The 5,461-nt window shown below is 60.4% G+C and carries 6 protein-coding genes and 1 riboswitch; of the genes, 5 read left to right on the forward strand and 1 reads right to left on the reverse strand.

The window, feature by feature from the left end:
* Nucleotides 1-103 precede the first annotated feature (103 nt).
* Nucleotides 104-1,498: a DNA repair protein RadA gene (radA, locus tag B4U49_RS01445; RefSeq protein ID WP_078082810.1), complete on the forward strand. Its 1,395-nt coding sequence runs from the start codon at nucleotides 104-106 to the stop codon at nucleotides 1,496-1,498.
* A 24-nt stretch (nucleotides 1,499-1,522) separates the two neighbouring features.
* Here radA and B4U49_RS01450 read toward each other — a convergent pair whose 3' ends face one another.
* Nucleotides 1,523-1,906, reverse strand: a complete 384-nt coding sequence (locus tag B4U49_RS01450) for a DUF6249 domain-containing protein (protein ID WP_078082811.1) — start codon at nucleotides 1,904-1,906, stop codon at nucleotides 1,523-1,525.
* A gap of 134 nt (nucleotides 1,907-2,040) precedes the next feature.
* Here B4U49_RS01450 and B4U49_RS01455 point away from each other — a divergent pair, with 134 nt between their 5' ends.
* The 4 genes from B4U49_RS01455 to B4U49_RS01470 all read left to right on the forward strand — a co-directional run.
* The gene (locus B4U49_RS01455) at nucleotides 2,041-2,901 is read left to right on the forward strand and encodes an ABC transporter substrate-binding protein (protein WP_158078526.1); all 861 of its coding nucleotides are present in this window, start codon (nucleotides 2,041-2,043) and stop codon (nucleotides 2,899-2,901) included.
* Complete coding sequence (locus tag B4U49_RS01460; protein ID WP_239692425.1) at nucleotides 2,888-3,877, forward strand: FecCD family ABC transporter permease; 990 nt, start codon at nucleotides 2,888-2,890, stop codon at nucleotides 3,875-3,877. The genes B4U49_RS01455 and B4U49_RS01460 overlap by 14 nt, the downstream gene beginning before the upstream one ends.
* Complete coding sequence (locus tag B4U49_RS01465) at nucleotides 3,874-4,656, forward strand: ABC transporter ATP-binding protein (protein ID WP_204902958.1); 783 nt, start codon at nucleotides 3,874-3,876, stop codon at nucleotides 4,654-4,656. Before B4U49_RS01460 ends, B4U49_RS01465 begins: the two co-directional genes overlap by 4 nt.
* A 68-nt stretch (nucleotides 4,657-4,724) precedes the next feature.
* Nucleotides 4,725-4,919: riboswitch (cobalamin riboswitch) on the forward strand.
* A 117-nt stretch (nucleotides 4,920-5,036) separates the two neighbouring features.
* Nucleotides 5,037-5,461 (forward strand): TonB-dependent receptor plug domain-containing protein (locus B4U49_RS01470; protein WP_143735462.1); only part of this gene is annotated, 425 nt, incomplete at its 3' end.

The following is a 5,461-nucleotide window of genomic DNA, read 5'->3' on the forward strand; positions in this document are numbered from 1 at the left end:
GGATGGGTTCACGGCGTGTCTCAGAAGGTCATGCCCGATAGCGACGCCGCTACAGAGCTTGAACAGAACTGGCACCGCTGCAACACGAACAGAGAGCAATACCTTGGCCAAAAAATCCAAAACCGCATTTGTCTGTAATGAGTGCGGAGCCGACTACAGCAAATGGGCAGGCCAGTGCAGCGCCTGTGGGGCGTGGAACAGCCTGAGTGAAGTACGGCTGGGTCCGGCGCACACGGACAGCCGCTCCGCCAATTTTACCGATGCCCAGGCCGGCTATGCCGGCGCTGCCGGGCAGGGCAAAGTGCAGAAACTGTCCGAGATCGACCTCAGCGAGCTGCCGCGTATCCCCACCAATGCCAGCGAACTGGATCGGGTGCTGGGTGGTGGGCTGGTGCCCGGGTCGGTAGTGCTGATTGGCGGGCATCCCGGTGCCGGCAAGTCCACGGTGCTGCTGCAGACCCTGTGCCACCTCTCGCAAACCCTCCCGGCTCTGTACGTGACCGGTGAGGAATCCCTGCAGCAGGTGGCGATGCGCGCCAAGCGCCTCGGGCTGCCGGCGGACCACCTGCAGATGCTGTCCGAGACCAACGTCGAGCAGATTTGCCTCACCGCCGGTGAGGTAAAACCCAAGGTGATGGTGGTGGACTCTATCCAGGTCATGCACATGGCCGAGGTGCAGTCCGCGCCGGGCTCGGTAGCGCAGGTGCGTGAGAGCGCCGCCTACCTTACCCGCTTTGCCAAACAGACCGGCACCGCGCTGATTCTGGTGGGGCATGTAACCAAAGACGGCAGTTTGGCCGGCCCCAAAGTACTGGAGCACATTATCGACTGCTCCATCATGCTCGAGGGCACCCACGACTCCCGCTTCCGCACCCTGCGCGCGCACAAAAATCGCTTTGGCGCGGTGAACGAGCTGGGTGTGTTTGCCATGACCGAACAGGGTCTCAAGGAGGTCTCCAACCCTTCCGCCATCTTCCTGCAGCGGGCAGACGAGATTGCCGCCGGCTCGGTGGTGACGTCCGTTTGGGAAGGCACACGACCGTTGCTGGTGGAGCTGCAGGCGCTGGTGGATGACAGCAGCCTAGGCAACCCGCGCCGTGTTGCGGTGGGCCTGGATCAGAACAGATTGAATATGCTGTTGGCGGTGCTGCATCGCCACGGCGGCGTGCTGGTCGGCGATCAGGACGTGTTTATCAACGTGGTCGGCGGTGTGAAGGTTGTCGAAACCAGTGCAGACCTGACCCTGCTGATTGCTGTGGTATCCAGCTTTCGCAACCGTCCGCTGCCGCGGGACATGATGGTGTTTGGGGAAGTGGGCCTGGCCGGAGAGATTCGCCCCGTGCCTTCGGGGCAAGAGCGATTGCGGGAGGCGGCCAAACACGGTTTTCGCAAGGCCATAGTACCGGCGAGTAATCGCCTGAAGAACGATATTGATGGAATGGAAGTGATCGCCGTCAAGACCCTGGCCGAGGCGCTCAGCGCCATTGAAATGAGCTGAGCGCGGGCGGCCAGTGCTTTTTGATCAGGCGATCTTGTTCCGCGCGAACTGGTGCATGGCCAGGTATCCCAAGCCAACGGCCAGGGGAAGGGCAGCAATCGCGAGAATGGCTGCAAACGCCTGGTTGCTCGGGTCCGGGACGCAGTAACCGAACAGGGCCATCCCGACGGCAACGGCAATCCAGACGATACCCCGGCGCACGTCTTTCAGGGGGTGCGGCTTGTTGCTGGCGCCCATCTGATCAATCAGTTCTGGAGACAGTGGCATACCTTTCTCCAGGGCAATGCGTACGGTTTGCTGTACTTCCAGGGAACGTTTGTTGCGGAAGTGCAGTACCATCCACAGCGAAGTGCCGACCAGTAGAAAAAATCCGAAAGGAACCAGCAGCGCCAGGGTGTCCTCAGTCATGTTGTACTCCAGAGTGTGTCAGTAACAATTCATCGTTGGTGCCAGTAGGATGCGTCGACGCGATGATTTGGATGCAGTTAAAAGAAGGCCGGGCTAGGTACCCTAACGTCACCGGGAAGTCGCTCAGTGGGATAATGAATAGTTACAGGGAAATACTAATCGGCCTGCGGCGGCTGCTCTCGATATCGCTCGGGGTCCTGTTTCCGGCCATGGTCTCCACGCCGGCCTCCGCTCAGGAGAGGATTGCCTCTCTCAACCTGTGCATGGACCAGTTACTGCTGCAGTGGGTGGCACCAGAGAAAATTGTTTCGGTGACCTGGCTTTCCGGAGAAAAGCACTATCGGCGCGCGCCATTGCCGGAACATCTCTATCTGAATCGGGCGCAGGCAGAAGAACTGCTGCCGCTCAAGCCCGATTTGGTGTTGACCGGCCAATATGGCGCCCAGCGCGCATCGCAACGCCTCGAGCAGCTGGGCTTGCGCGTTATCCGAATCCCCGATGCCTACAACCTGGCACAGTTGCAGCAGCAGCTGTCGTCCCTCCAGCAAGCCCTGGGAGAATTGCCTGGGCTGCGCCAGCAGCGGGGCAAGCTGCAGGCATTGCTGGAGCAGGCACCTGAGACAAGCAGTGATAATCCCAGGGCCCTGATTCTTTCCGCGAACAACATCACATACGGCGACGGCATGCTCGAGCACGAGTTGTTAACCCGCGCAGGGTTTACCAATCTGGCTGCACAGCAGGGCGTACAACAACTGGGGCGGGTGAGTCTCGAGCAAGTTATTGATTCGCAACCGCAGTTGCTGGTTTTCTATGGGGGTGAACAGGACTTTGCCATCGCCCACCTGGCCGAGCGTCACCCGGTGTTGCGTGAATATATCGAAGCGGGCAGGGTGTACCGCTTGCCGCAGGAGCTGGGTTTTTGCCCGGCACTGGCCGCTGTGGAAGTGCTGCAGCAGCTGATGGAAAAGAGAAAAGAAATTGTTGGCCAACCGTAATTTAATTCTGCTTCTTATCGTCTGTACGTTGCCCATAGCCCTGATAGCGGCGCTATCCAGTGGCCCGGTATCGATAAACCTGGTGGCGGCGATCGCCGATGGCTGGCACAGTGACAGTAGTGATGCGGTCATTCTCTGGCAATTGCGCCTGCCGCGAGCAGTACTCGCCATTGTAGTGGGTGCGGCACTGGGCCTCGGTGGAGCAGCCATGCAGGGCATGTTGCGCAATCCGCTCGCGGAACCTGCGTTACTGGGCGTCAGTAGTGGTGCCGCGCTGGCGGCGATTCTGGTGCTCTACTACGGCGCTGCGGTGAGCGGTTACCTGTTGCCACTGCTGGCCATTGTGGGCGCGCTGCTGGCCGTGGGCAGCGTCTGGCTGCTGGCGGGGCACGGTGCCAGTGCCAGTCGCCTGGTACTGGCGGGGGTGGCGATCAATGCCTTTCTTTCTGCGCTGATGGCACTGGCACTCAACTATGCGCCGAGCATGTTTGCCATGCAGGAAATCGTTTTCTGGCTGCTGGGATCTCTCGCCAATCGTGGCTGGGATCAGGTGCTGCTGGCCCTGCCGTTTATTGTGATCGGTGCGATATTTCTATTTCTTTCCCGCAACTACCTGCGTGCGCTTTCTCTCGGTGAGGCCAGTGCCGCATCCCTGGGCTTCTCCGGTCGCCGCTACCCGCTGCTGGTGTTGTTTGGTATTGCATTTGCGGTGGGTGCTTCGGTAGCAGTCGCAGGAACCATCGGGTTTATTGGCCTGGTGGTCCCACACCTGATGCGGCCACTGGTGGGCCAGGATCCGGGGCGCCTGCTCTGGGTTAGTGCGCTCGCCGGTGCACTGTTGTTGTTGCTGGCGGATGTGCTGGTGTTGAACACCGTGGGGGCCCAGGAGCTGCGTATCGGCGCGGTCACGGCGTTTATCGGTGCGCCTTTCTTTTTCTGGCTGATTGTACGTAGCCGGCAGGGGGGCAATCTGTGAGCGAGCCAAATCCGCAAATCCTGCGTTGTCACAGTCTCGGGCTCAATCGTCACCAGCGGCAGGTACTTGAGGGCATCGACTGTGCTTTCAGTCCCGGAGAGCTGACTGCAGTGATTGGTCCCAATGGTGCAGGCAAGAGCAGCTTACTCGGCTGTCTGGCCGGAGTGTTGCCGTGCACGGCCGGGCAAGTTTCTGTCAATGAGCAGCCCGGTTCGAGTATTCCTCGGGCGGAGTGGGCGAAACTTTGTGCATTCCTGCCGCAACAGGAAAGCCCGGCTTGGAGTATGCCCGCGCAGGATCTGGTCGCGCTGGGGCTGCTGCCCTGGGGGCGGAGTTTCAGCCGCGTACAGCGACAAGCCCGGGTGCGCGCGGCACTTCAGCAGGTGGATGCCGGGGATCTCGCTCTGCGCCCGGTGACGCAACTCTCCGGTGGCGAGCAGCGCCGTGTACAGCTGGCGCGGCTACTCGTAGGCGATGCCCCCATGCTGATTGCCGATGAGCCGGGCGCGGCGCTGGATATCCGTCACCAGTTGCAGCTGATGGAAACTTTCCGTCAGCAGGCGGATGCCGGTAAAATCGTGGTCCTGGCGATACATGATCTGGGGCTTGCTGCCCGTTACTGCGATCGTATTCTGCTGCTGGAAAACGGCCAGCTGCGCGCCCGGGGCACCCCGGCGGATGTGCTGACCCGCGCGCAGGTGGCGGACGTATATGGCATCAGTAGCGAGTTCCGCTGGCGTGAGGGGCGGCCCGAGTTTATCGCCGGCGACCTCACCTAGCACCGGGTTTGCCCGTCATACTTTGCGCCTCCCTCTTCCCAATCCTTCCCGAAAGGCCCGCTTTCTGTATAATCGCGCCGACTCCAGGTGCCCAGCAGTTCAAGTTGCCAAAAGTAACTGGCTTGGTTGGGTTAAACGGGAAGTCCGGTGATCGCTGAAAACAACAGCATTTACAATCCGGCGCTGCCCCCGCAACGGTGATTCGTTTTCTGTGATTTGCAGAGCACGATAAGCCCGATACCGGCCTTGAGCACAGCAACTACGATAAAGCGGAGGGCTTTGTCTGGGCTTGTTCTCGGGGCCGCAATCCGTGCTCTTTCGTGCTTCTCGCCCAAATCTCCCCTCCCTCAATCGATCGAATTTTCAGATTGGGGAACACCATGAAAAAAAATCTGCTCGCCAGCGCCTGTGCCACCAGTGTCGTTCTGGCCGCGCCATCCGCCTTTGCGGAAAACAACTCAGCGACCGCTGGTCAGGACCTGGAACAGGTTACCGTCACCGCCAGTCGGATCGAGATTCCCAAGGCTCAGTCTGCAGTGTCTGTCTCGGTACTGACCGCGGCGGATATTGAAAAGCTTGGCTACGGCACCCTGCTGGATGTGGTCAAAACCCTGCCGGGTATTTCCGTGAGCAACACCGGCGGCCTGGGCAAGGTCAGTAACGTATATGTGCGCGGTGAGTCCGGCTCGCGGACACTGGTGCTGTTGGACGGCGTCAACGTTGCCGACCCCACCAATACCCAGGTCACCACCCAGTTCCAGCACCTGCTGGCCAGCGATATCGAGCGCATCGAAGTACTGCGCGG

This window comes from Microbulbifer mangrovi (assembly GCF_002009015.1).
Classification (GTDB): Bacteria; Pseudomonadota; Gammaproteobacteria; order Pseudomonadales; family Cellvibrionaceae; genus Microbulbifer; species Microbulbifer mangrovi.